Below are 26,235 nucleotides of genomic sequence, written 5' to 3' on the forward strand. Positions count from 1 at the left end.
TTTAGCTTAAGGCTTAGCTCTGCAGTTTGGACTTGTGGCCAATGGGCTATTCACCCATTGGTACTTGTTGTGCGTAGCAGTTATGGTTCATTTCACAGTTATCGGTGGTTAAGGTGGCGTTTAGCTGGCTGAAGTCTTGCTTGGGCGCTGAGTCATCATTTTCATCTACCCAACTACTTTTAAGATCTGATAGCCAAGAGCTCCCAGTGCTTTGTTCAAAGTAATTTGAGACATCAATAAATGTTAACCAAAATGCGTAGGCGACGATGGAGTAAATCGTAAAACGGAACATAGTGTATACCCAGTAAAGTCTAATTTAGCATGGACTATACTCGCTAATTTTCAATAAAGAAACTGTCAATGTTTTGCCGCAAACTCGTACTAAGATGATGTTTTTTTCTTGTTGATTTTAAAGAATAAAGTTTATCGATGCAGGCGTTTCCGCCAATAAAAAATCAGTGTCAGATTCTTAACTAATAGCGAAATTTTTGACGTTGAGTTAGTTGTCGCTGAGTCAGGAAAATGAGTAAGAAGAGCAAGTGATCAAAGTGCTTGATTCGAGCCATTAGAGGGTTAATATCAGGTGGTGTTATCGTCAATTTAGGCCGAGTTTTTAAGAGGCAATAACTCACCTTGTGGGTTAAATTGATATTTTAACCCACAATAGTGCTGCTATTAAAAAGAAATAAGCTTTTCAATTTAATATATTAATTTTTATTACTGCCACTATACCAATGTGCTGCTCAGTATTCTTAGTGGCGTTTTTTCCACGCCATAATACCAGCAACTATGATCACCAATGCGATAATAGGTAACAGATCATTAAGGTGATGGAATAAACCTATGCCATGGTGTCCGGGATGTGCCCAAGCCGCGGCGGGTAATAAACTAGCTAATAGCAGTAAGGCTCTGTTCATTTGAGTTCTCCATTATTTTGTTTGTGTAGGTTTTAATCGGTTTCCAGCTCTAACTGCATGAGTAGCATCTCTTCACCATCGGTAATTTTGGTGTCGAAGCTATTGCAGTTAGGACAAATTACGCTGCGCTCAGTCACTTCATTTGTGGTGTGACATTGGTTGCACGCTATAACAATCGGTTGTATCTCAATCACAAGCTGTGCTTCTTTTGCACGACCTTCTAGTTTGAAAATATCAAATGCGGTCGTTAACAGAGAGGGTTCAACACCACTCAGTATGCCTATCTTGATCACGACCTTTGTTATTCGGGTAGCCTGATTTTCATCGGCATGTTGTTCGCACTGCTCTAGCAATGCACTGACAATCGAATATTCATGCATTAGCAGATCCTTGGTAATAACTCTCCGTGGGGCAGGTCGAGATAGCGACTGCTTCCCCACGGGGTTTTTAATACCACTTTTCCCTGATTATCTGCATCAACTCGACCAATTATTGCCGCTTGTTCACAGTGACCATAACGTTGAATGATCTCTAATGCGCCTGCGGCGATCTCATTGGGCACAGCCATGATAAAGGTGCCTTCGTTGGCAAGATCATGGGGTTCAAAGCCGTAGAGTTCGCAGAGTCCTTTGACTTCATCACTCACAGGAATAAGCGACTCTTCGACTTTTATTCCCACATTAGATGCCGCAGCCCATTCGTTAAGCACGGCGGCAAGGCCGCCACGGGTCGCGTCTCTCATGGCGTGAATATCGATATTGGCCGCTATCAGTTGCTCGACGATTGGCCACAGATTTGCGCAATCGCTGGTTAATTCTGACTCAAGGGCTAGTCCCTCTCTTGCCATTAAAATTGCCGCGCCGTGACGGCCAATATCACCCGAGACAATAATCGCATCACCAACTTGGAGGTTTTTGACCGATATATTGGGTTTTAAAATGCGCCCAACACCAGAAGTATTAATAAACAGTCCGTCTGCGCAGCCTTTGGGAACAACTTTAGTGTCTCCGCAGACGACACGGGTGCAACTTTTGTGAAGTTCTGCGGCCATGGTGTCGACAATTTCTTTAAGCTGGGGAATAGGGAAGCCCTCTTCAATAATAAAGCTGCAGCTTAGATATTGAGGTTCTGCCCCCATCATCGCCAGATCGTTCACCGTACCTGCAACCGCCAATTTACCGATATTACCGCCGGCAAAAAATAGTGGTGCAACGGTGAAGGAGTCGGTGGTAAATGCAGCTTGACCTTCAATATTAACGATCGCAGCATCTTCTTCACTGGCAAGAATGGGATTATTAAATGCCTTAAAAAAGATGGACTTTATAAGGTGGTTCATCTCTTTACCGCCGCCACCATGGCTGAGCTGAACTGATTTCTCTGTTGCCTTATCAAATGTTTGAGACATGGTTATACTCCGTTATAACGATAATAAGCGTTGCAGGCACCTTCAGAACTCACCATACAGCTGCCCAGAGGTGATTCTGGAGTACAACCTCGACCAAACACCTTGCAATCTTTAGGTTTCGCAATACCGCGCAATATGTCACCGCATTGGCAAGCCTTGTGATCATCGATGTCGGCTACATCTAGCTTATCGGCATAGATCTGCTCTGCATCTCGGTGAGCGTATTCGGCTCTGAGCATCAAAGCCGAGTCGGCTAAAGGACCTAACCCTCTCCAGCGAAATTGTGGTCTCACCATCATGTACTTGTTAACTTTTTGCTGAGCATGCGTATTGCCATCTTCGCTGACAGCGCGGCTATATTGCACATCTAGCTCTGCAACATCAGCCACTTTCTGCTTCACAATACGTAGAATAGATTCCATCACATCAACAGGTTCAAAGCCTGCAACCACCACAGGAGTGCCATAGTTTTCAACCGTTGGACGGTAAAGCTTTGCACCACTAATTACGCTGACATGGGCCGGGCCGATAAATGCATTCACTGTGGCTTGTGGGTCGGCCATCACCGCATCGATAGCGGGTGGCACCAGTACATGATTAATATGAAATAGTAGGTTGTCGATATGTTGGTTTTCAGCTTGTTCAATAAGCACTGCAGTCATAGGGGTTGATGTTTCGAACCCTATGGCAAAGAAGATCACGGTTTTATCAGGATTATCTTTGGCGATAGTCAGGGTATCAAGTGGGTCATAAATTGGGCGGATATCACAACCTTTAGCCCTAAACTGCGCGAGACTGCCTTTTGAGCCTGGCACTCTGATCATATCCCCAAGTGTGACCAAAATGACGTTATTTTGAGAGGCTAAAATCGCCGCATGATCGATGCGCTCTTTGGGCATCACGCATACGGGGCAACCGGGGCCATGCACAAACTCAATATTGTCTGGTAGCAGCTGATTAAGCCCATATTTCATGATGGTATGGGTATGACCGCCGCAAACTTCCATGATGTTGATTTTGCCACTATAGCCATTAGCTAAGCGATGGATCTCGTTGGACAGATTGTTAATTGTGTCAGGATCTCTAAAACCTTGGTAAAGCTGTTTGAGCTCAATCATGGCTAGTACTCCTGCTCGTCCATTTTCTTGACGATCTCTTGATAAAGCGCCAAGCTCTGCTCTGCATCGGCTTTATCGATTTTATTCATCACGAAACCGATATGGATCAACACATAGTCATCGAGTTCAAGCGGATCACTGAGTAGATGGCTACTGACTTTTCGCTTAACTCCCATGGTTTCCACGGTAACCGCTTGTTCATCGGGATGAAGTGCGACCACCTTAGATGGTATCGATAGGCACATGGTTAGGCTCTCCGGTGTTCATTTAGCCAGTTGGCAACGGCATACATACTGGCGCTGTCTTTCACCGACGTCACTAACACTTCTGCTTGCGGGTTAAGGCGTTTGACTTGAGCTTTGGCTTCTTCGATATCGAAATCGAAATGAGGTAAAAGATCGGCTTTGGTGATCAACACTAAGTCGGCTTTTCGGAACATGACGGGATACTTTTCAATTTTATCGTCGCCTTCAGGTATCGATACCAACACCACATTGATGTGAGTACCCACATCATAGGACGCGGGGCAAACTAAGTTGCCTACATTTTCAACAAAACAGATGTCAAGTGGTTTAAGATCCACATGATGCAGGGCGCTGTGCACCATAAAAGCATCGAGATGACATGCTGAACCGGTTTGAATTTGATAGGCTGGAATCCCCTTAGCGATAAGACGATCGGCGTCGCGGGAGGTTTCTAAGTCACCCTCTATCACTGCATAATTAAGGTCGGTGTACTCTTTTAGATGTTCAAGTAAGGTCGTTTTGCCGCTACCTGGGCTGCTCATTAGATTAAATGCGGTGATCTGATGGTCTTCAAAATGAGCTCGGTTGTGGGCCGCTTCATGATCGTTTTTATCGAGGATCTTGTGAATAACCGACAGGGTTTTTTTATCATTGAGCTGAGGATTGCTATGAAGCTCATCATGGGAATGACTATGATGCTCATGAGAATGGGAGTGGCTATAGTCATGATCGTGTGCATGATGATCATGTCGTGGAATGGAACAGCCGCAATCTTTACACATAATAAACTCCATTTAATCTAATGCTAATACAGACAGTTTGCGCTTTGAAAAGGATAACTTCATTGATACTGGTCACTTTTACGCAAACTCTTGAATGATTTGTTGTTTAAATTTAATGCTGTTGATGAATGCCATACCACAGCTGGCCTAGGGCGATGCCACCATCGTTTACTGGTACTTGTTTTGACGGCAACAAAGAGTGCTGTTTAAGTAAATCTTGGCTGCGACTGAGCAGATAGCGGTTTTGAAATACGCCGCCAGATAACACCACTGGAAGCGATGGATATTGAGCTGCTAAGTTTGCGGTTGCCCTCGCCAAACAATCCATGAATCCGCGTGCGATTAATGCGTTTTTGTTAGCCAGTGGCTCTGATGCTAATAACAGCGTGACTATCTGCTGCCAAAGAAGATCGGTTTGCCAAACACCATCGATTAACGGCAGGTCAAAATGAATATTAGCTGCGACTAGTTGATCGACCGATACTTGGTTGGCACAGGCCTCTATTAGCATTCCTGCTTGGCCTTCAAATAGCGTTTTTTCCATTAGGCCTAATACACAGGCTAATGCATCGAATAGGCGGCCGATGGAGCTCGTTTGATAGCTTGCGACCTTTTTATGCCACAGTTGATATAGGTTATTGATAACGGAAGGTGGTAACGACTGTACTGCCGCGATATTAAGTGCGCTGAGTTCATCGGGTGTATATTGGTCAAACAATAGTGCGAGCATAATACGGCGTGGATCTTTAATAGCTTGTTCGTTACCGATTAACGCAAACGGTTTAAGGTGGGCAATCCGTTGGTAGCCATTGATGTCGGCAAGCATGGCTTCACCGCCCCAAAGTTGCTGTTTATCCCCAAGTCCTGTGCCGTCGAAACTAAATCCTAGCACCTTATCTGTGTATTGATTCACCGCCATTATGCTAAGAATATGGGCGTAATGATGTTGTACCTGAAAACGTTCGATATCGTCGTGAGTTTGGCAATACTGTTTTGCCCAGCGGTTGGAAGCATACTCTGGATGTTTATCGCTCACCAAATATTGTGGGGTGAAGCGGTATAAACGCTTAAATGTGGCTAAGGTATCAATAAAATACTGCTCAGCTTCGACACTAAAAAGATCGCCGATATGGGGACTGAGTACCAGATTATGACCAAAGCCAAAGGCGATGCTATTTTTTTGTTGAGCGCCGAGAGCGAGTGTATGGGCACTTACTTGTTGTTGCCAATGCAAGGTTAGGGGGGCGTATCCTCTCGCTAAACGAATAACTTGTAGCTGGCCATTAATCATCTGGACAACGCTGTCATCGCAGCCGTTGAGTATAGGGCGGTTGTGATCCAATATGGCATCGACTACCTCGCCTAGATGAGCATATATCTCGTTTGCGGCTGTGATTATGGGCTCGCCGCTGCGATTAGCGCTGGTGGCAACAAGAGGGCGATTAAGCTCGCTAAGTAACAGATGATGTAGAGGCGTGTAGGGCAGAAACAAGCCTAACCTGTCGATGTCTGGTGCGACACTTGAGCTTAAGGAGATATGCTGCTCATTATTGCGTTCTAACAGAGTGATAGGGCGCTCGGCGCTATTTAATAGCTGCCACTCGGCATCCGATCCTTTGGCTAAGGTTTTTGCCATGGCGAGATCGCTACACATCACCGCAAAGGGTTTGGCGGGACGTTGTTTGCGCAATCGTAGCTTAGTGACCGCTGCATCATTGGTGGCATCACAGACGAGATGAAAGCCCCCGAGTCCTTTAATCGCGAGAATATCGCCTTGCTTCAACAAGCTAACGGTTTGCTCTAATGCAGTCTCTTTTGTCGCGAGGATCTCACCTGTTGCACTGGTTAAGCTGAGTGATGGGCCGCAGCGTGGGCAACTCACAGGCTGCGCATGATAACGCCGATCAAGTGGATCATTGTAGGCCTTGGCGCATTGTTCACACATCTCGAAAGTGGCCATTGAGGTGTTTTTACGATCATAGGGCAGTGTATTGATTAAGGTGTAGCGTGGACCACAGTTAGTGCAATTCGTAAAGGGATAGTGATAGTGGCGGTTATCGGGATCGTTTATCTCATCTAAGCAGTCTTGGCAGCTACTCTTATCTGCCGACACAGCCACTTGGGCATCATCACTAGCTTGGCTTTGTTTGATTTCAAATTGGTAGCACTCGTGCTTCGGGGCGATAGCTTGCTGGGTAAAACGATCGATACGAGCCAAGGGGGGTGGGTTTTGTTTGAGTGTCGACACGAACTTATCTATGTTTAAGCGTGCACCTTGCAGTTCAATGGTTACTCCTTGGCTGTGATTAAAAGTAAACCCGTTAAGTTGCAACGCTTTGGCAAGGCGATAGACAAAAGGGCGAAAACCGACGCCCTGAACTATGCCCGATACCGCTAATTTAACCCGCTCGATTTTGTTCGATGGAAGCGAATCTACGCTATCAATTTTTCCGCAAATACTCATACTATCTTCTGCGTTTTTTCAACATCAACGCACCAACAGCATAATTGTTGCCATCGATTTCAAGTTGTTGGTTAAATTTCAAGGCAAAGTTTTTACCTACCCGCAATGCGACTCTTTGACTAAGCACTGGATTACGCCATTCGCTCCCCGCAAGGGCTACGGCTTTAATGCTGAGGTTAAGATCCAGATGCTCTACCCAGTTCGCCAAATAATCGGCAAAGGAGTCATGCATCCCAAATGCCAGTTTAGCGTTGTCTCTATCATCAGCGAGGCGGAAGCTCATTAGCGAACCCAGTGTTTTGCACCAGTTTAAGCTACGGTAAGCATGGCCACGGGTGAGGGGATAATCGATGCGAGGAGAATTGGCACCGCGGTGAGCCATTGCGCTAGCAATAAGCGCATCACTAAGATCTGCAACATGCATTGAACGACTCTCTAAGCCCAAGACCACAGCAGCTATTGCCCATAATGAAGTGAGATTGTCGCTCGGTGCATCAAGCTTTAGATCCAACAGTCTTAGGTAGTCGTCAGGGTAGCGCTGTTTAAACTTATCTAATACTTGTTTTTGTGGACTTTGCTCTAACTGATGATAAATTTCATAACCGCTTTGTGGTAACTCGGGAAGCGCAAAAAACAGCTCTGATTCGCCTTTACCATCTATGGATTGTATTTGTCCGCCGTGATACTGGCTGAAATAGAGTATGGCGCAGTGTTTATTGATACCGTGTTCCAGATAAATACTGTGTAAGGCACATAAACCATATTCAGTATTTGTCAGTTCGAGCGGTGTTGATTGACTTAAATCATGTTGCCCAGTGAGTTGTTTAACCGTAAACAGCGCTTTTTTATTGCTGGCTAAATAGTGATTACCGTGACTTTCGACGATTGCTTCATCATGTAGCGCCTTGACCTTACTCGTAAGGCTAATGGTTGATGGGCCTGTGTGGTCAATTTCTGCCCAAGCGCCATCGATAAAGGCTAATGGTGTCGACTTCTGGCTATCGTCAATAAATAACCAATCTATGCCTTGTTGACGTAAGCGTTCGGCAATCACAATGAGTAGTCGGTTGTAGGCAAAGCAGAGGTCGTATAAAGGGGCATTGAGTTTAGGATGATCGCTAATGGGTCTGACTGTGATTAAGGGTTTTTCAATACTTGATAATGCTAACACTTGACGATCGCAGAGGTGAAACTGGGCATTAAGTGTATTAGGGTTGCATATGAGTAATCTAGGTCGATGATTAATATCGTTAGTGTTAAGGCTTGGCTCTTTGAGATAAAGTGTTATGGGCAAGTTACCTGCAAGCGTTACCTCGCCATTGGTCATTAATTTGTTGCAGAGAGCTTGGATATCTGCAGCCGTCAGTCCGCGGTAGTCTGGGCTAATGCGTAGCTCGCCGTGGCAGCACTCACAAGCCAGTGCGATATCACCAAATTGAGTAGATTGATTGTCGCCAAATAACGGCGCACATCGTTGGCAAAACTCTTGTTCAATAGCTGCATTTTGTAGTTCTTTTTTGCTGCCGATGGTTTTATCAACAAGTGCAATACGAGAATCCGTTAGCCATACCGATATCAAAAAATCATCAGCTATTGCGTCTGCAAGGGATTCAAGATCGGCTTGTTCTCCATCGGCTTCGATAGTGTAACAACCCTGTTGATAGCTAACAGTGATATTTAGTGAATTATAATTTAGGTATTGATTGCATAAATACGCATAGAGCGGCACCTGTCGTGAGCAGGTAAATTCAAATTTTATTGTTTTCATTTGTTGTTACACCGCGCTTATAAGAGTCTGGAATGAGGTTTTCGATCGCAATGTTGTTGACGCGAGTGACCGTAAAATCGAGTGAGTTTAGATGATCAATAATGGTTTTTTCCATCAAGGGGACAGCCGCAGAGACTCTTGGCGTAAGTCCTAATACCATAGGTTCCAGCACGGTAGGGGTGCATCCTAAGACAAAGGTTTTAGGACGATCGCCAACCATTTCCATCATGGTGAGAGTTTGCAGCATTTCAACTTCGTGGGCGCTGCCTTGCCAATCAATTTCGCTTGGTGCTTTATCAAAATCAAAAAAGTACACTTCGCCCGGCCCAACGCCATTGGCATTTACCGTATCGACGACGATGAGGTAATCGTATTTGCAAATAATGGGAATAAGACCCTGGGCGAGGGTACCGCCATCCATCACATCGAGTTGATGCTGCGGATGGGAAAATTGATAGTTTTCTTGCAGGTAATTAACGAAATGTACGCCGATCCCTTCATCGGCGTACAGCACATTACCAATACCGAGTAACAGTATTTTCATGGCGTCCTTTCTAATGCTTCTTTGGATGGTAGTCGTATCCAGATACGATAGAGTCTACCGAATTGTGTTTAAATCGAATGCCTGTCCAAACCGCCATATAGACGTGGATCACCACAAAGATAATAAACACCCAAGTAAAGTAATGATGCCAAATGCGCACTGGTGCCAGCCCGCCCATGATACCAGTAACCCAAGCCGCAAAGCCTCCTAGCATGCCACCGAGTCCTAGATGATAAACATTAGCATAGAGGACTAAGCCAGTGATGCAGATAAGAACTGCAAAAACAGAAACTGCCAAATAGGTCACAAATTGTAGAGGACCATAGACGCCTTTTTTGTCTAAATGTCCCATCCATAGGTATGACTTAAGTTGAACTATCCAACTGTTTACGCTGGTTACATCTTTAAAAGAGCGCCGCTCAATATCGCTTTTGCTAAAGAAGAACAAGTAAGCGCGAACAATTGTAATGGCACATAAAATAAAGCCGAAGATCAGGTGAGATAATCTCACCCAGCCTTGTACCAATACATCTGAGCTACTGGGCGCAACCAAAAATGGCCAAGCAATGTAGAAGCCCGTTATGACTAGAACCAATATGGACAGCGCACGCAACCAGTGAAATATTCTGATCGCGGCGCTAAAGATAAAGGCTCTCTCATAGGGTACATTTTGTGTATCCATGAGTTGCTCCTTAAACGTTTCCGTTTGGATCGATTCTAAATTCACCTAACTCTTGGCCCTTATAATCCATCACATGTACCGAACATGCCATGCAAGGGTCAAACGAGTGGATGATACGAATAACTTCCAATGGTTTAGTTGGATCTTCAAGCTTTAGCCCTAGTAAAGAGGCTTCATAGGGACCGACTTTACCTTCGTTGTCGACAGGGCCTGCGTTCCACGTTGTGGGCACAACGGCTTGATAGTTTTCAACTAAACCATTTTTTATACGGATCCAGTGACTGAGCATACCGCGAGGCGCTTCAATCATGGCGTGGCCCACATACTCCTTGTTTGAATCGATTTCAGGTTTAACATAGGTCGCTTCATCTACTTGAATGTTACTAATGAGTGCATCGAACGTTTTAAGGCCTTCTTCGGCAACAATCACGGTTTGCAGCATACGTGCCGCGGTGCGACCTAAGGTGGTAAAGAGTGCAGCTATCGGCAGACCTGTCACTTCGAGTAAGCCATTAACCGCATCGACAACCACCTTATTACCGCGTGCATAGCTGACTAATAAGCTTGCTAATGGGCCCACTTCGACTGGCTCACCTTGATAACGCGGCGATTTCACCCAGCTGTACTTACCGTCGCCATCCAGTGTCGGTAACTTACCGTATACAGTATCGCGCTCGACAAATCCTGTGTAGTTAGGGATGGTTGTACCATCGTAAGGGTGTTGTGGTCCGTCGGCATCGTACCAAGCGTGGCTAACATCCTCTTTAATAAAATCAGGATTGAGATCGCTAACCCCAGCGAGATCGCCATTCATGATCACGCCTTGGTCGAACATATACTGACCATCGGCTAATACAAAGTCATTCGTTGCCATGAAGTTCTTCACATTGACGCCGCCCAGCACGCTTGGCTCGCTGCCAAATGCTTCGGCGGCCATCACGATATCGGCTTTATAGGCACGATGAATAAAGTCAGTCACTATTGCGTGTTTCTGCTTCCACTCTTGAAGACGTGCTGGGCTAAGCATGTCGCGTACCGAGGTAACACCACCAACCACAAGTGATTGTGGGTGAGGTTGCTTACCACCGAAAATGGCGAGCATCTCGGCGGCAACGCGCTGAACTTCAAGTGCTTTCAAGTAATGTGATAGGGCAATGAGGTTCTGTTCTGGAGTGAACTTATAGGTGCCGTTCCCCCAATATGCGTTAGCAAATGGCCCAAGTTTACCTGTTTCAACAAATCCTTTAACCCGCTCTTGCACTGCACGAAGTTCACCTTCACCAGCAGCAATCGGTTTGTCGGTGTATTTTAGTGCGACTTGCGCGGCAGCGGCTGGGTCAGCACTCAATGCCGAGACAACATCAACCCAATCTAGTCCATGAAGATGGTAGAAATGCACAATATGATCATGCATATAGAGAGAGGTTTGCATCAGTGAGCGTAAGTACTTAGCGTTAAGTGGAATTTTCACACCTAATGCATTCTCTACAGCTTCAGTACCGCAGCGATAGTGAGAATAGGTACATACACCACAGATACGTTGAACAATGAGTCCAACATCCATTGGGGTGCGGCCTTTGAGGATAACCTCAATACCGCGCCAGAGTGTCGAAGAGGACCAAGCCTTCTGAACAACATTATTTTCATCAACTTCAACCTCGATGCGCAGATGGCCTTCGATGCGAGTGATGGGGTCGATAACTACACGTTTGCTCATTGAATTAGTCCTCTTTCGAATTGGCAAATACGCTGGCAACAGCATGGGCGCCGATACCTACTGCGGTGGCACCCAAAATAACCGCACCTACGGTGTCGGCGGTTGCATCTAGCCCGTGGAGTAGTTGTCTGCCGAGAGGTTTTTCAAAGTCAGCCATATCATCCCAAAAATTAGGCTCAGAGCAGCCCATACAACCGTGACCCGCAAGCACTGGCCAGCTGGTATGGTGATTAAAACGCTCTGTGGGGCAGTTGTTATAGGTATAAGGTCCTTTACAACCCACCTTGTATAAACAGAAGCCTTCTTTCGCTCCTTGATCGCCAAACTCTTCAACAAACTCGCCAGCATCGAAACGACCACGACGTTCACAGTTGTCATGTACGCGTGCGCCATAAGCCCATTTGGGACGGTTAAACATATCGAGGGCAGGTAACTTGCCGAACATAATGAAGTACATCAGTGTACCGACGATATTTTTCTCACTTGGTGGACAGCCACCTAAGTTTACTACGGTTTTATTGATGACTTGATCGACGCCTTTAGCCCCCGTTGGGTTCGGAGCGGCCGCTTGTACGCCACCGAAAGAAGCGCAGGTGCCTACCGATATAATGGCGGCAGCGCCTTCGGCTGCGTGTTTAATGATCTCTAATCCAGTATGGCCTTTACAGCCGACTGTGAGGAAAGCACCATTGTTTGCCGTTGGAATAGCCCCTTCTACAGCAAGTAGATAGTTACCTTTGTAGGCCTCTAACGCGTGCTCTAAGTTTTCTTCCGCTTGCCAACCCGCAGCAGCCATTAAGGTTTCATGGTATTCCAATGAAACGTGATCGAAGATGAGTGAGTCTAAGTTGGGTGTGTCGGCACGAACGAGGGATTCGGAGCAGCCTGTGCATTCTGCCATGTGTAACCAGATTAACGGAACTCGATCTGCAAGTTCGGCGGCTTCGGCTACTAAGGTGCTAAAAGGGAGAGGCAGAGCTAACATGGCGGTGACCGCCGCGCTCCATTTCATAAAGTCTCGTCTAGAGATACCATGCTCTTCCATCTTATTTTGCAAAGACTGAGCATGTCGAGGTGCTAAGCTGCGTAGCATTTTTATACGCGCTTGGCCCTGTTCATATAAGGCGGCATGTGTGTCCATGGTTAACCCTTTGTTGTCATTTTGGGGAGAAATTGTAGTGGCACGTTCCAGTTTTAAAGTGTAGGCCTCAATTTGCGATGAATTATTGATGTATATCAACCTTTTGACCGCTTATGAATAAGTCGAAGTTTTACAATGAATTCATATGAGCCAGATCATGTTTCATTGCTCCAGTGGGACAAAATGTCGCAACGGGATACGGATATATGATGGGCGTCATATTATTCAAATTAGGCTAATCGATTGTTTTTATGGCTTATAAATAATATTGGTTAAAACTTCAGCTTTTTAGACCAACCTTATATACACTTAAGGAGTAATGTCTAACTAGGAGCTAGTTATGGAGTCGATGAAAGTCGTTGATTATATGGACCGTCAACCAGTATTGTTACATCCCGATATGACACTGGCTGCGGCGGTAGAAAAGCTGCTCACACAAAAAAAACTCGGAGCAGCGGTGGTGGATTTACAAGGTAATTTAGTGGGGTTTTTATCGCAACAAGATTGTTTAGCCGTGATGTTAAAGAGTACTTATCACTGTGATTTAACTGCGAATGTTAGCGACTGTATGCGTACAGATGTATTAACCGTAACGAAAGAAACCCCCATCATTTCTTTGGCTGAGCAGATGTTGCAAGCTAAACCGAAAATATATCCGGTGATCGATCAAGGTCGGGTCGTTGGGATCATCGATAGAAATCTGGTTCTACGAGCCATTAATATCTCGATGCAAGAGTGCTATCTCAAGCCCGCTTAAGATCGCTGCAAAAATAGCACACAAACGTCCACCTTTTGAACAGACGCATAGTTTGACAAAAGGTGAACGTTATTAAGGGATAAATACGCCATTTGCCATACCCAAAGCGTCTGTTACTTGGTAGGATCATTTCTTTGTGTCTTTCTTTAATGGGTTTTGCATTTGAATTCGCCACTTCACCCCCTATCTAATGGTTTCTTAAAGCAGTGTTATCAAGCAGATGTGTCTAAAATAAGACGTCGTCTTTTTCGCTTAAATAAGCAAGCCGACTCCGATAAAAAGCGTGACGAATTAGCTAAACTCGAAGAGCTTGCTATTGCCGCAGCCACTAAGGTTAAGCAGCGCCGAGAGGGCATACCTAAGATCTGTTACCCTGAAGAGCTGCCTATTTCACAAAAGCGTGATGAAATTGCGCGCGCGATAGCGGGTCATCAAGTGGTGATTGTTGCAGGTGAAACGGGGTCGGGTAAGACCACTCAGTTACCTAAAATCTGTTTAGAGCTTGGGTTAGGCTCGCGCGGACTCATTGGTCATACTCAGCCGCGTCGTTTAGCGGCTCGTAGCGTCGCAACTCGTGTGGCCGAGGAGTTAAACAGTCCGTTAGGCGAAGTGGTGGGCTTTAAGGTGCGTTTCGCCGATGCAATTAAGCCAAGCTCTTATATTAAGTTAATGACCGATGGCATTTTATTGGCAGAACTGACCTCGGATAAGTTTCTCGATCAATATGACACCATTATTATCGATGAAGCTCATGAGCGTAGTCTGAATATTGATTTCATCTTGGGGTACCTAAAGAGCGTTCTTAAGAAGCGTCCAGATCTTAAAGTGATCATCACCTCGGCAACTATCGATGTTGAGCGCTTCTCCAAACATTTCAATAATGCGCCAGTGATTGAAGTTTCAGGCCGTACCTATCCGGTAGAAACTCGATATCGTCCATTAGTACGTGAGCAAGATGAAGATCTGGATTTAACCGAGGGAATTTTTGCGGCGGTTGAAGAACTGATGCGAGAGGGCCCTGGTGATATTTTGATTTTCATGAACGGTGAGCGCGAAATTCGTGATGTTGCCGATCAGCTTAATAGACAACAATACCGTAATACCGAAATTCTACCTCTGTATGCGCGTCTCTCCTATGGTGAGCAGTCTAAAGTATTTAAGAGCCATATTGGTCGGCGCATTGTACTGGCGACTAACGTGGCCGAAACCTCACTTACCGTGCCGGGCATTCGGTATGTTATCGATCCTGGTACCGCTCGTATTAGCCGATATAGCTATCGCACAAAGGTGCAGAGACTTCCCATTGAAGCGATTTCTCAGGCCAGTGCTAACCAGCGTCAGGGCCGTTGTGGTCGTGTGGCACCGGGGATCTGTATTCGGCTCTATGATGAGCTAGATTTCAATAATCGTCCTGAATTTACCGATCCCGAGATCTTACGAACTAACCTTGCGTCGGTTATTTTACAGATGCTCGCTATCGGACTTGGTGATATCGAAGGCTTCCCCTTTATTCAGCCGCCCGATTCACGTTACATTCGCGACGGTTTTTTACTGCTTGAAGAGCTGCAATCGGTTAAAAAATACAAGGGACAGCTACAGTTAACGCCGCTTGGTCGTCAATTAGCGTCTATTCCAGTCGATCCTCGACTTGCACGTATGGTGATTCAGGCCAACGAATATGGCTGTTTGCATGAAGTGTTGGTGATCACCGCGGGTTTGTCGATACAAGATCCTCGTGAACGGCCGATCGATAAAAAGCAGGCCGCCGACGAATGTCATCGCCGTTTTAATGATAAAGATTCTGATTTTGTGGCGTGGGTGAATCTTTGGGAGCACATAAAGACAGAGCAAAAAGCACTATCGGCCAGCCAATTCAGAAAACTCTGTAAACAGGAGTTTTTAGCCTATTTGCGGGTGCGCGAATGGCAAGATTTATACACCCAACTGCGTCAAGCTGTGCATGATCTTAAATGGAAACTCAACAGCGAGCCAGCAGATCACGAATTGCTGCATAAGTCACTGTTAACGGGCCTATTAAGTCATATTGGCTTTAAAGACAAAGATAACGAGTATTTAGGTGCCCGTAACCGTAAGTTCTTTGTATTCCCCGGTTCACCTCTGGCAAAGAAAGGGCCGAAATGGATCATGGCGGCAGAGATGACGGAAACCTCTCGCTTGTTTGCGCGTTGCTGCGCCAAAATTCAACCAGAATGGGTGGAACCATTAGCTGCTCACCTGATTAAGAAAAACTATGTTGAGCCCCATTTCGAAGCGAAACAGGGCAGTGTAGTTGCACTTGAGAATCAGCAGCTATATGGCCTCACCATAGTGAATCGCCGCCGTACCCAGTATGGCCCGATTAACCCTGTTGAAGCCCGAGAGATCTTTATTCGCAGTGCCCTTGCTGATGGTGAGCTACGTACTAACGAAGCCTTCTTCGTGAAGAATCGTAAGCTACTCGAGGATATTGAAGCCTTAGAGCATAAATCTCGTCGCCGTGATATTTTGGTTGATGAGCAGGCTCTCGTCGATTTTTATGAGCATAGGATCCCGCAAGGGATCTATAACGCGCCGAAACTGCTGAGCTGGTGGAAGAAGGAAAAGAAAACCAATCCCGATCTACTCGATTTTGAACGCGAACAGTTGATGAAGCGTGGTGATGAGCATGTGTCAGCACTGGATTTCCCCGATTACTGGCACCAAGGTAACCTAAAGCTGAGCTTGAGTTACCATTTTGAACCCGCAGATCTTGATGATGGTGTATCGGTTCATATTCCCGTGGCGCTGCTCAATCAAATCGACAACGCCGGTTTTGATTGGTTGGTGCCAGGCTTGAGAGAAGAGAAATGCATAGCATTAATCAAGTCACTACCTAAGACCTTACGGCGTAACTTTGTGCCAGCGCCCGATTACGCTAGGGCGTGTTTACAGGCGATGAATTCGACCGATATGAGTTTACTCGACGCGATGTGCAAACAGTTACTACGTATGAGTGGCGTGCGGATCTCCCCCGATGATTTCGATACATCCCAGCTGACCGCGCACTTGTTGATTAATTTTAAGGTTGAAGATGATAAAGGGCGATTAGTGGCTCAGAGCCGTGATTTAGACTCCCTAAAAGGGCAACTTCAAGGCCAAGTGACACAAGCAATTCGAAATGTCGCCGAAACGGGGATTGAGCAGAAAGAGCTAACTCAGTGGAGTTTTGGCGCTTTACCTAAGCAATATGAAAAGCGTAAAGGCAACTTTGAGGTTAAGGCTTTTCCTGCATTAGTGGATGACAAAACCAGTGTTTCCATTGCGCTGTTTGATGATGAGAATGAGGCGAAGCGAGCCCATCGTACTGGCTTACAGCGATTGTTATTAATTAATATTCCGTCGCCAGTTAAGCACTTGCAAAATACCTTGCCAAACAAAGCTAAGCTGGCAATGTACTTTAATCCCTTTGGCCAAGTTCAGATCTTGATTGACGATATTCTTTCGGCCGCAGTGCAGCAGCTATTGGACGAAAAAGGTCTAGATGTACGGAGCGCAGAGCAGTTCGATGCCGCAAAAGAGTGGGTACGCCAAGAGCTTAATCCTACAGCGGCTAAAATAGCCTTGCAGGTTGAAGAAATTCTAACTTTATATCAGAAGGTTAAAAAGCGTCTAAAGGGTAAGATAAGCCTAGATATTGCGTTTGCCATGAGTGACATACAGACCCAGCTCGATAAATTAGTCTTTAAAGGCTTTGTCGAGCAATGCGGTTGGCAAAGACTCGCTGACTTAGTGCGTTATCTAAAAGCCATTGATAATCGACTCGATAAACTTCCTGTAGACCCCAACAGAGACAGATTACACCTGCACAGCATTACCAATGTGCAAAATTTGCTGGATCAGCAGTTGGCGAAGGTCCCGAGAACGTCACCGATACCAGAAGCTCTGCTTGATGCGCGTTGGATGATTGAAGAGTATCGAGTGTCCTGTTTTGCACAAGTATTGGGTACGGCTTATCCGATTTCAGAAAAGCGGATCATCAATCGAATTAACGAAGCTTAATTCGTTTCCCCTAATGTAAAGCACCTGTTATCAGGTGCTTTTTTTTTTACAACTACCTCTATCGATATATTTTGTCATTTTAAATCACTTTATTGCTTACAAATTACTCGAATAAGAACTATGTTTCAGTAGATTATGAATAGCTAATTCATTCATTTTGTTGTTTTCTCAATCGGAAATTGCAGTTATAGCAAGTGATCTAGGTTTTATCTGTATTAAAAGGATGATCCAGATCAAACATGCATGCATTTTACCGATTAAGAGGTATACAGAATGTTAACGCGTTATTGATAACATAACGCATAAGGAGATTGGCGCTGCAAGAGGCTGTCTTACTTAACAAAATTTAGCTCATGTCACTGTTATGCGCACTAGGTGTAAAACCGACATGATCTGTTGGAGGATGTATGAGTTCCACATCAAATGAAGAGAAAAGTTTAGAGCTGAAAATATTTGTGTTTCTAACCGTTTTTCTTGCACCACTGCTTTCTGTGTTATTGGTTTCTGGACTGGGTTTTGCCATCTGGTTTAGCCAGATCATCATGGGACCACCAGGTGCAGGCTAATCCAGAGTCATCACATAAGTAAGAAAAAGTTATCAAATAAAGAGTGATTTTATCAATGAGCAAAGAACTTCACGTAACAAGCTTAGTGGTTCAGGTAAAGCCTGAGCACATGTCTAATGTTAGGCAAGCCATTATGAAGATGGAAAATGCTGAGTTGTCTGTTAACGATGAGGTGAAACTCGTGGTGGTGTTGGAAGGCGAAACTCAAAAGGGATTATTGTCCGATATCGAGAGCATAAACCATATTGAGGGCGTGTTGTCGGCCGCGATGGTTTATCACCAAAGTGAAGTGCTTGAAGAAGGTGAAAAATGAACATGAATAGACGCGAATTTATGAAGGCCAATGCGGCAATGACCGCAGCTGCTGCAGCTGGACTAGCGCTACCTGCTGGTGCGAGTAACTTAATTACCAGTTCAGAGCAAACTAAACTTGAGTGGAACAAAGCTCCTTGTCGTTTCTGCGGCACTGGCTGTTCGGTGATTGTCGCTACCCGTGATGGCAAGGTTGTCGCCACTCATGGTGATGCTGAGAGTGAAGTTAACCGCGGCTTAAACTGCATTAAAGGTTATTTCCTGTCAAAAATCATGTACGGCAAAGACAGACTCAATACGCCAATGCTTCGAATGACCAATGGCAAATATGATAAGCATGGTGAGTTTACGCCTATCAGTTGGGATACCGCATTCGATACCATGGCGCAGAAGTGGAAACAGACCATCAAGGCCAAAGGTCCTACTGCGGTAGGCATGTTTGGCTCGGGTCAGTGGACGGTTTGGGAAGGTTATGCGGCTTCGAAACTGATGAAAGCCGGTTTTGGTTCGAATAATATTGACCCTAATGCGCGTCACTGCATGGCGTCAGCCGTGGGTGGATTTATGCGCACCTTTGGTATCGATGAACCAATGGGTTGTTATGATGATATGGAACATGCCGATGCCTTTGTGCTTTGGGGATCGAACATGGCAGAGATGCATCCTATTCTATGGAGCCGAGTAACGGATCGCCGTTTAAGTGCGCCTCATGTCAAAGTGTCTGTGCTATCGACCTTTACTCATCGCTCATTTGATTTAGCGGATTTGGGAATCATCTTTACACCGCAAACTGATTTGGCGATGCTTAATTTTATTGCCAATTACATCATTCAAAATGATGCCGTTAACTGGGATTTTGTTAACAAACACACCACCTTCCGTAAAGGTGAAACCGATATCGGTTATGGACTTCGTCCAACGCATCCTTTGCAACAAAAAGCCAAGAATGTAAAGACTGCGGGTAATTCGACCCCAATTGATTTCGAGGCCTTCAAAGCCTTTGTTGCCGATTATGATGTCACATCGGTAAGTAAACTGTCAGGCGTTCCTGAAGATAAACTGATCGAACTGGCCAAGCTCTATGCCGATCCTAATACCAAAGTAACCTCATTTTGGACCATGGGCTTTAACCAGCATACTCGTGGTGTTTGGTGTAATAATCTTATTTACAACATTCATCTGCTAACGGGTAAGATTTCTACGCCTGGTAACAGTCCTTTTTCGTTAACGGGTCAACCGTCTGCCTGTGGTACAGCACGTGAAGTTGGGACTTTCTCTCATCGTTTACCTGCAGACTTAGTCGTTAATAATCCAGAGCACAGAAAGATTGCGGAGAACATCTGGAAGATCCCTGACGGCATTATTCCGCCAAAGCCTGGTTATCACGCGGTAGAGCAGAATCGTCGTCTTAAAGATGGTGACATCAATGCCTATTGGGTCCAAGTGAACAACAATATGCAGGCGGGGCCTAATATTAACGAAGAGGGCTTACCTGGTTACCGTAATCCTGAGAACTTCATCGTAGTATCAGACGCTTACCCTACTGTGACAACTCAGGCTGCCGATCTTATTTTACCCACGGCGATGTGGGTAGAGAAAGAGGGGGCTTATGGTAATGCTGAGCGTCGTACTCAGTTCTGGCACCAAATGGTGAAAGCGCCTGGCGAGTCACGTTCTGATTTATGGCAATTGATGGAGTTTTCTAAGCGCTTTACCACCGATGAAGTGTGGCCAAAAGAGGTGCTCGCGGCGAATCCTCAGTACAAAGGCAAAACCCTGTTTGAAGTCCTTTATCAAAATGGCAATGTTGATAAATTCCCATTAGAACAAGCGGATCCTAAGTTCTTGAATGATGAGGCTCAACATTTTGGTTTTTATGTCCAAAAAGGTTTGTTTGAAGAGTATGCCACTTTCGGTCGTGGTCATGGCCATGACTTGGCGGACTTTGATACCTACCATCAAGTGCATGGTTTGCGTTGGCCTGTGGTTAACGGCAAAGAGACTAAATGGCGTTTCCGTGAAGGCAGCGATCCATATGTTAAGCCTGGCACTGGATTTGAATTTTATGGTAAGCCTGACGGTAGAGCAGTTATCTTCGCCTTGCCTTATGAACCAGCAGCAGAATCGCCTGATGAAGAGTATGACATCTGGTTGTCGACTGGCCGCGTATTAGAGCATTGGCACTCTGGCTCGATGACACAGCGCGTTCCGGAGCTTTATCGTGCTTTCCCTGATGCGGTTTGTTTTATGCACCCTGATGATGCTAAAAAGCGCGGATTGCGTCGTGGTGATGAAGTGAAAGTTATTTCACGCCGTGGTGAGATTAAGACTCGCGTGGAAACTCGTGGTCGAAACAAGCCTCCTGTCGGACTGGTATTTGTGCCTTGGTTTGATGCAAGCCAGCTTATTAATAAAGTCACTCTTGATGCGACAGACCCATTGTCAAAGCAAACAGACTTTAAGAAATGTGCGGTTAAAGTGGTTAAGGCGTAAGGAGCATCACCATGAAACTGATAAAAATTGTAACATTAGCGGTAATCATGAGTACGAGTCTCAGTGCGGCATTTTACGGCGATGCGGCGAGCGTTCCTGATGAAAAAATCGCGACCTTAAGACAGGCACCAATAGCGACGAACCCAACGCCACCTGTGATGCAGAAAGTGCGCAATACCGATGTAAAAGAGGTGCGTAATTATCCGATGCAGCCACCGGTTATTCCTCATAAGATTGACGGGTATCAAATTGATCTTAAAGTGAATAAGTGTATGTCTTGTCATGCTCGTAAGCGTGTTGGCGACTCACAAGCTCCTATGGTAAGCGTGACTCACTATATGGATAGAGAGAATAACTTTTTAGCCAACTTGTCACCAAGACGTTATTTCTGTACTCAGTGCCATGTGCCACAGCTAGACGCGAAGATGTTAGTTGAAAATGACTTCATTGATATTGATCATCTCATTAAAGCTGAAGCTACTAAGCACTAGGAGTTAACCTATGTTAGATAAGTTAAAAAAAATCTGGCAGGTGCTAAGAAAACCAAGCGTGCATTATAGCTTAGGCTTTTTAACCTTAGGTGGATTCGTCGCTGGAGTCATATTTTGGGGGGGCTTTAACACTGCCCTCGAAGCAACAAACCAAGAGGCTTTCTGTATCGGTTGTCACGAGATGGAAAATAACGTGTATGCAGAGTTAAAAACCACGATCCATTTCACTAACCGAAGCGGTGTGCGTGCCACTTGTCCCGATTGTCATGTTCCTCATAATTGGACCGACAAGATCGCACGTAAGATGCAAGCCTCTAAAGAGGTTTGGGGTAAGATATTTGGTACTATCAATACGCGAGAAAAGTTTGAATCTAAACGACGTGAGCTTGCAGAACATGAGTGGGCACGGTTAAAAGCCAACGATTCTTTGGAATGTCGTAACTGTCATAATTTTGATTACATGGATTTTACTCGTCAATCGACACGTGCGGCTAATATGCACTCCACATCATTGGCCAGTGGTGAAAAGACCTGTATCGATTGTCATAAAGGTATTGCTCATCACTTACCTGATATGAAAGGTGTGGAAGGCTTCTAACTCCTTATTTTTATCTCCACTAAACAAAACGCCAGCAATCATCTCGCTGGCGTTTTTATTTTCAACTTGTACGATTCTCCTTGTCATCGATTCACTTCAAGAGTTCACCGAGTTGATGATCATCTCTCTCAACCAGCGGTGGCTGGAATCAAATTCGAAATGCTTGTGCCACAACAATACATAGGAACCTGGCACTAGCTCGGTAGGAACGGGCAGCGTGACCAACTTGAAGTGCGGTATCATCTCTTGTGCATATTTAGCTGGCGAACACAGAATTAAGTCACTGTGCTCACAGAGCTGCATTGCACAGCGAAAGTCAGTGAGATTGACCGCGATGTCACGTTTTAAATGTTTTATCTGCAATACATCATCGAGTAGCCAACGGGAGATCCCACCAAATGTCACTTGCAGGTGACGATATTTTAAAAAGGTGTCCAAATTCCACTCTTCATCGAGCAATGGGTGTCCCTCGCGGACAAGGCAGAGCGAATGATCGCGAGTGAGTTCGGCATAGTTTAAAGATTTTGGTAGGTTTTTAATGTGCAGTAGTGAGCGGTCATCCCTTTCTCGGACGGTAATACCAAGATCATTATCGCATCTTAGTAGCCGCTCCATGCTGTCGTTATGCCAAGTATGGCTGTCTATCGTGACGTTAGGCGCTTGCTTGAGAAGTTGTGGCATAAAATGTGGGTAGGTGAGTGAGTATGCTGTTTCAACCAACTCGATGCGAAAACATCTGCGGCTTTTTGAGGGATCGAAATCGCTAGGACGGGTTAGCTTAGCGACTTGATTTAGTATTTGTCTTATTTCGGGCCCTAATTGTTTTGCTTTCGGTGTGGGACGTAAACCGTGAGCGGTGCGCTCAAAGAGTTGGTCATCGAAGGATTCCCTGAGCTTGTTGAGCTGTTTACTTACTGCCGATTGACTCAAATGCAGGCGCTCTGCTGCAGAGGTGACACTTTGCTCTTCGAGTAGGACCTCAAGTACAGTAAGTAAATTAAAATCAAATTGCTTCAATGAACCGCTCCCAATCGTGCATGGCGTAAATACCTTAAGGATAATATCGATTTATTGTGAATTTCGATATATACAATAGGCCCGATAACAAGTTAATTGTTTGATTAACCTTAGACAATAGATCTCCAAATGGATGGACAAATGGAATTTACCAATAGGCTTGAGATCTGTATTATGCCCGTGAGTTGTCATTGTGTTTTGGACTTCTGTATTGCTTAAGACACAAAATCGAGGGTAGGGCTGTAAATTAGCTACCTTATCAAAAGGACGATCTAGCCTTGCTAGATCTTGTTGTTATGATCTTCGTTAGGGTCATAACTCATAAAATGGAAACTGTTAGCATGAAAAAAATCACTATTCTAGGTCTATCTTTACTCACTCTGTTCTCATCGATAGCCTATGCAAGAAATGACATTGGTGCGTATTCAATTTCAGAGGCATTGAGCTCAGAAACCGCAAAAGCTAAGTTAGGCAACGAGGTACAATTTTACTTTGGCGAACAAGTTTATGCTGAGCCACTGCAAAAATTGGGTGATCTCAAAACAAACAAAAAAACTAACGCTTTTAATAAGTCAGACAAAGAAGCCTGCGAATGGGTATTTCTTTCTGCAATGATCGCGCTGAAAAAGAGTGCGGTTAAGCAAGGTGGTAATGCGATCGTCAATATTAAATCTAACTATAAGAACAATCTGACATCAAGCGAAGACACATTCCAATGTGGTGCGGGTGCTATGATTGCGGGTGTAGCACTAACAGGTGAAGTGGTTAAGCTAGCCGAATAGATTTTGGGACTAGAATCAAGTATCTGAACTATTAAGTAAAAAACGCCAGCAATATTATGCTGGCGTTTTTTATGTGCAGTGTTTTGCAGCTACGCTTTATGCACGCATCGATTTTTCGCCGCGACACAGTCCCACTACGCCAGAGCGTGACACTTCGATGACCTTAGTCACTTCGCCAATTGCCGTAATAAAGGCATCCAGTTTATCAGAGGTGCCAGTCATCTGAATGGTGTAAAGCTCTGCAGTAACATCGACAATTTGGCCACGGAAGATATCGGCTGTGCGCTTTACTTCTTCACGACCTGCACCTTTAGCTTTTACCTTTACCAGTGCGAGTTCGCGCTCGATATGGCTAGCTTCAGTGATATTAGACACTTTTAGAATATCGATCAGTTTATGCAGCTGTTTTTCTATCTGTTCTAAGACCGCTTCATCGGCAACCACGGTAATATTGAGCCGAGAAAGCGTAATATCATCAGTTGGTGCAACCGTTAAACTTTCGATGTTATAGCCACGCTGAGAGAACAGGCCAACCACTCGTGACAGGGCACCGGGCTGGTTTTCAAGTAATACAGAAATAATACGACGCATTAGCTTTTCTCCGTTTTGCTTAGCCACATTTCATTCATTGCACCGCCACGAATAAGCATAGGATAGACATGCTCGGTTTCATCGACACTAATATCGACGAAGACAAGTTTGTCTTTCATTGCTAATGCTTTGGCAAGACCCGCTTCTAGCTCCGCGGGATCGCTAATGGTCATGCCTACATGGCCATAGGCCTCTGCAATCTTGGCAAAATTGGGTACCGAATCCATATAAGAGTGAGAGTGACGTCCTGAGTAGATCATATCCTGCCACTGCTTCACCATGCCGAGGAATCGGTTGTTCAAGTTAATGATTTTAACTGGCGTATCATATTGAAGTGCCGTGGACAGCTCTTGAATATTCATCTGAATCGAGCCATCACCAGTGACACAAATGACCGTTTCATCTGGCATTGCCATTTTAACGCCCATGGCGGCGGGTAAACCAAACCCCATGGTGCCTAGTCCACCCGAATTGATCCAGCGGCGCGGTTTATTAAAAGGGTAATAGAGGGCGGCAAACATCTGGTGTTGGCCGACATCGGATGCAACATAGGCATCACCATTGGTGAGCTTGTGAAGGGTTTCAATCACCTGCTGTGGCTTAATACGACCGCTGGTTTTGTCATAGGCTAAGCTATCTCGTGAGCGCCATTGATTAATTTCACTCCACCAATAGTCGATAGCGGCCTCATCGTTTTTGCCAGCATTGTCTTCCTCAAGTAGCTCAAGCATGCTGTCGAGAATATTATCTGCTGAGCCGACGATGGGAATATCCACATGAACTGTTTTAGAGATCGATGATGGGTCGATATCAATATGTAAAATAGTCGCATTGGGGCAATATTTTTCGACGTTATTGGTGGTTCTGTCGTCGAAGCGAACCCCTATACCGAAGATAAGATCTGAATTATGCATGGCCATATTGGCTTCATAGCAACCATGCATACCAAGCATCCCTAAGCTGTTCGCATGGGTGCCCGGAAACGCGCCAAGGCCCATAAGGGTGCTCACAACTGGAATACCTAGTTTCTCAGATATCGCTAAAATCTGTTTGTCGCAGCCAGAGATCACCGCGCCGCCACCCACATAGAGTACCGGTTTTTTGGCTGCCAATAAGGCTTGTAAACCGCGGCGGATCTGACCGCGATGTCCTGTGGTTGTTGGATTGTACGAGCGCATGTTAATTTCATCAGGGTATTGATATTCATGCAGTATTTGTGGATTTAAACAGTCTTTTGGAATATCGACGACCACAGGGCCAGGGCGTCCGGTTGACGCAATATAAAATGCTTTCTTAATGATATCGGGAATGTCTTTAGCATCGGTCACAAGAAAGCTGTGCTTAACCACAGGGCGAGAGATACCAATCATGTCGCATTCTTGGAACGCATCGTTGCCGATAAGATTGCTGGGTACTTGGCCAGATAATACCACTAGTGGAATTGAGTCCATGTAAGCGGTCGCTATGCCGGTGATGGCATTGGTTGCGCCAGGTCCTGAGGTAACAAGGACTACACCAACTTTTCCCGTAGCGCGTGCATAGCCATCTGCCATGTGAACGGCGGCTTGTTCATGTCTAACGAGTATGTGTTCGATGCCAGATTTTTGATGAAGTGCATCGTAGATATCGAGCACTGAGCCACCGGGGTAGCCGAAAATATGTTTAACGCCTTCGTCGATTAGTGATCGGACGATCATGCTGGCGCCGGATAACTTCTCCATTTTTGATCCCTCATTAAGTTACCGCTACGGTATGCAGTATCTTGATACAGCGACGGTAATCGCTAGAAATTTAAGTTTGAAGGGTA

General features: G+C 45.3%; 24 protein-coding genes. 8 read left to right on the forward strand and 16 right to left on the reverse strand.

All coding sequences use genetic code 11. From position 1 onward, the window contains the following. Positions 1-46: 46 nt before the first annotated feature. From K0I62_RS08610 to hyaA, 13 genes are all read right to left on the reverse strand, one after another. Positions 47-292 (reverse strand): hypothetical protein, encoded by a 246-nt coding sequence (locus tag K0I62_RS08610; RefSeq protein ID WP_220071035.1) that lies wholly within the window; start codon positions 290-292, stop codon positions 47-49. Between the two features lie 460 nt (positions 293-752). Beyond that, positions 753-917, reverse strand: coding sequence for a hypothetical protein (locus tag K0I62_RS08615; RefSeq protein ID WP_220071036.1), 165 nt, complete (start codon positions 915-917; stop codon positions 753-755). Positions 918-949: 32 nt separating this feature from the next. After that, on the reverse strand, positions 950-1,297 hold the full coding sequence (hypA, locus tag K0I62_RS08620) for a hydrogenase maturation nickel metallochaperone HypA (protein ID WP_220071037.1): 348 nt from the start codon (positions 1,295-1,297) through the stop codon (positions 950-952). Next, positions 1,297-2,322 carry a hydrogenase expression/formation protein HypE gene (gene hypE, locus K0I62_RS08625; RefSeq protein ID WP_220071038.1) on the reverse strand — a complete coding sequence of 342 codons (1,026 nt, stop codon included), beginning with the start codon at positions 2,320-2,322 and terminating at the stop codon, positions 1,297-1,299. The genes hypA and hypE overlap by 1 nt, the downstream gene beginning before the upstream one ends. Positions 2,323-2,324: 2 nt before the next feature. Then, positions 2,325-3,440 (reverse strand): hydrogenase formation protein HypD, encoded by a 1,116-nt coding sequence (hypD, locus tag K0I62_RS08630; RefSeq protein ID WP_220071039.1) that lies wholly within the window; start codon positions 3,438-3,440, stop codon positions 2,325-2,327. A gap of 2 nt (positions 3,441-3,442) precedes the next feature. Then, positions 3,443-3,685: a HypC/HybG/HupF family hydrogenase formation chaperone gene (locus K0I62_RS08635; protein ID WP_220071040.1), complete on the reverse strand. Its 243-nt coding sequence runs from the start codon at positions 3,683-3,685 to the stop codon at positions 3,443-3,445. A gap of 2 nt (positions 3,686-3,687) precedes the next feature. Beyond that, positions 3,688-4,467 (reverse strand): hydrogenase nickel incorporation protein HypB, encoded by a 780-nt coding sequence (gene hypB, locus K0I62_RS08640; protein WP_220071041.1) that lies wholly within the window; start codon positions 4,465-4,467, stop codon positions 3,688-3,690. A gap of 112 nt (positions 4,468-4,579) precedes the next feature. Beyond that, entirely contained in the window at positions 4,580-6,931 is a 2,352-nt protein-coding gene (hypF, locus tag K0I62_RS08645) for a carbamoyltransferase HypF (protein ID WP_220071042.1), read from the reverse strand. 1 nt (position 6,932) lies between these two features. Next, positions 6,933-8,699 (reverse strand): NiFe hydrogenase, encoded by a 1,767-nt coding sequence (locus K0I62_RS08650; RefSeq protein WP_220071043.1) that lies wholly within the window; start codon positions 8,697-8,699, stop codon positions 6,933-6,935. After that, complete coding sequence (locus tag K0I62_RS08655; protein ID WP_220071044.1) at positions 8,680-9,243, reverse strand: HyaD/HybD family hydrogenase maturation endopeptidase; 564 nt, start codon at positions 9,241-9,243, stop codon at positions 8,680-8,682. Before K0I62_RS08655 ends, K0I62_RS08650 begins: the two co-directional genes overlap by 20 nt. A 10-nt stretch (positions 9,244-9,253) precedes the next feature. Further along, on the reverse strand, positions 9,254-9,925 hold the full coding sequence (gene cybH, locus K0I62_RS08660) for a Ni/Fe-hydrogenase, b-type cytochrome subunit (RefSeq protein WP_220071045.1): 672 nt from the start codon (positions 9,923-9,925) through the stop codon (positions 9,254-9,256). Positions 9,926-9,935: 10 nt separating this feature from the next. Next, positions 9,936-11,642: a nickel-dependent hydrogenase large subunit gene (gene hyaB, locus K0I62_RS08665; RefSeq protein ID WP_220071046.1), complete on the reverse strand. Its 1,707-nt coding sequence runs from the start codon at positions 11,640-11,642 to the stop codon at positions 9,936-9,938. 4 nt (positions 11,643-11,646) lie between these two features. Beyond that, positions 11,647-12,783 carry a nickel-dependent hydrogenase small subunit gene (gene hyaA / locus K0I62_RS08670; protein WP_220071047.1) on the reverse strand — a complete coding sequence of 379 codons (1,137 nt, stop codon included), beginning with the start codon at positions 12,781-12,783 and terminating at the stop codon, positions 11,647-11,649. Positions 12,784-13,123: 340 nt separating this feature from the next. Between hyaA and K0I62_RS08675 the strand changes: the two genes are divergently transcribed. The 7 genes from K0I62_RS08675 (at position 13,124) to K0I62_RS08705 (ending at position 22,038) form a co-directional block, all read left to right on the forward strand. Beyond that, on the forward strand, positions 13,124-13,540 hold the full coding sequence (locus K0I62_RS08675) for a CBS domain-containing protein (RefSeq protein WP_220071048.1): 417 nt from the start codon (positions 13,124-13,126) through the stop codon (positions 13,538-13,540). A 156-nt stretch (positions 13,541-13,696) separates the two neighbouring features. Then, positions 13,697-17,578: an ATP-dependent RNA helicase HrpA gene (hrpA, locus tag K0I62_RS08680; RefSeq protein WP_220071049.1), complete on the forward strand. Its 3,882-nt coding sequence runs from the start codon at positions 13,697-13,699 to the stop codon at positions 17,576-17,578. Between the two features lie 407 nt (positions 17,579-17,985). Further along, on the forward strand, positions 17,986-18,144 hold the full coding sequence (locus K0I62_RS08685; protein WP_220071050.1) for a periplasmic nitrate reductase, NapE protein: 159 nt from the start codon (positions 17,986-17,988) through the stop codon (positions 18,142-18,144). A 55-nt stretch (positions 18,145-18,199) separates the two neighbouring features. Next, a complete protein-coding gene (locus tag K0I62_RS08690; protein ID WP_220071051.1) occupies positions 18,200-18,457 on the forward strand; it encodes a chaperone NapD in 258 nt (85 codons plus the stop codon). 2 nt (positions 18,458-18,459) lie between these two features. After that, on the forward strand, positions 18,460-20,949 hold the full coding sequence (gene napA / locus K0I62_RS08695; RefSeq protein ID WP_220071052.1) for a nitrate reductase catalytic subunit NapA: 2,490 nt from the start codon (positions 18,460-18,462) through the stop codon (positions 20,947-20,949). Positions 20,950-20,996: 47 nt separating this feature from the next. Further along, the gene (locus K0I62_RS08700) at positions 20,997-21,440 is read left to right on the forward strand and encodes a nitrate reductase cytochrome c-type subunit (protein WP_258405143.1); all 444 of its coding nucleotides are present in this window, start codon (positions 20,997-20,999) and stop codon (positions 21,438-21,440) included. A 10-nt stretch (positions 21,441-21,450) separates the two neighbouring features. Next, positions 21,451-22,038, forward strand: a complete 588-nt coding sequence (locus K0I62_RS08705) for a cytochrome c3 family protein (protein WP_220071054.1) — start codon at positions 21,451-21,453, stop codon at positions 22,036-22,038. 96 nt (positions 22,039-22,134) lie between these two features. Here the strand turns inward: K0I62_RS08705 and K0I62_RS08710 are convergent, their stop codons facing one another. Then, positions 22,135-23,055, reverse strand: coding sequence for a LysR family transcriptional regulator (locus tag K0I62_RS08710; protein WP_220071055.1), 921 nt, complete (start codon positions 23,053-23,055; stop codon positions 22,135-22,137). A gap of 341 nt (positions 23,056-23,396) precedes the next feature. Between K0I62_RS08710 and K0I62_RS08715 the strand changes: the two genes are divergently transcribed. Next, positions 23,397-23,837 (forward strand): excinuclease, encoded by a 441-nt coding sequence (locus K0I62_RS08715; RefSeq protein ID WP_220071056.1) that lies wholly within the window; start codon positions 23,397-23,399, stop codon positions 23,835-23,837. Between the two features lie 96 nt (positions 23,838-23,933). Here the strand turns inward: K0I62_RS08715 and ilvN are convergent, their stop codons facing one another. Both ilvN and K0I62_RS08725 read right to left on the reverse strand, forming a co-directional pair. Next, on the reverse strand, positions 23,934-24,428 hold the full coding sequence (ilvN, locus tag K0I62_RS08720; protein WP_220071057.1) for an acetolactate synthase small subunit: 495 nt from the start codon (positions 24,426-24,428) through the stop codon (positions 23,934-23,936). Next, positions 24,428-26,149, reverse strand: a complete 1,722-nt coding sequence (locus K0I62_RS08725) for an acetolactate synthase 3 large subunit (protein WP_220071058.1) — start codon at positions 26,147-26,149, stop codon at positions 24,428-24,430. The genes ilvN and K0I62_RS08725 overlap by 1 nt, the downstream gene beginning before the upstream one ends. Positions 26,150-26,235: the final 86 nt, after the last annotated feature.

Source organism: Shewanella psychrotolerans (assembly GCF_019457595.1).
In the GTDB taxonomy this organism is placed as follows: Bacteria; Pseudomonadota; Gammaproteobacteria; order Enterobacterales; family Shewanellaceae; genus Shewanella; species Shewanella psychrotolerans.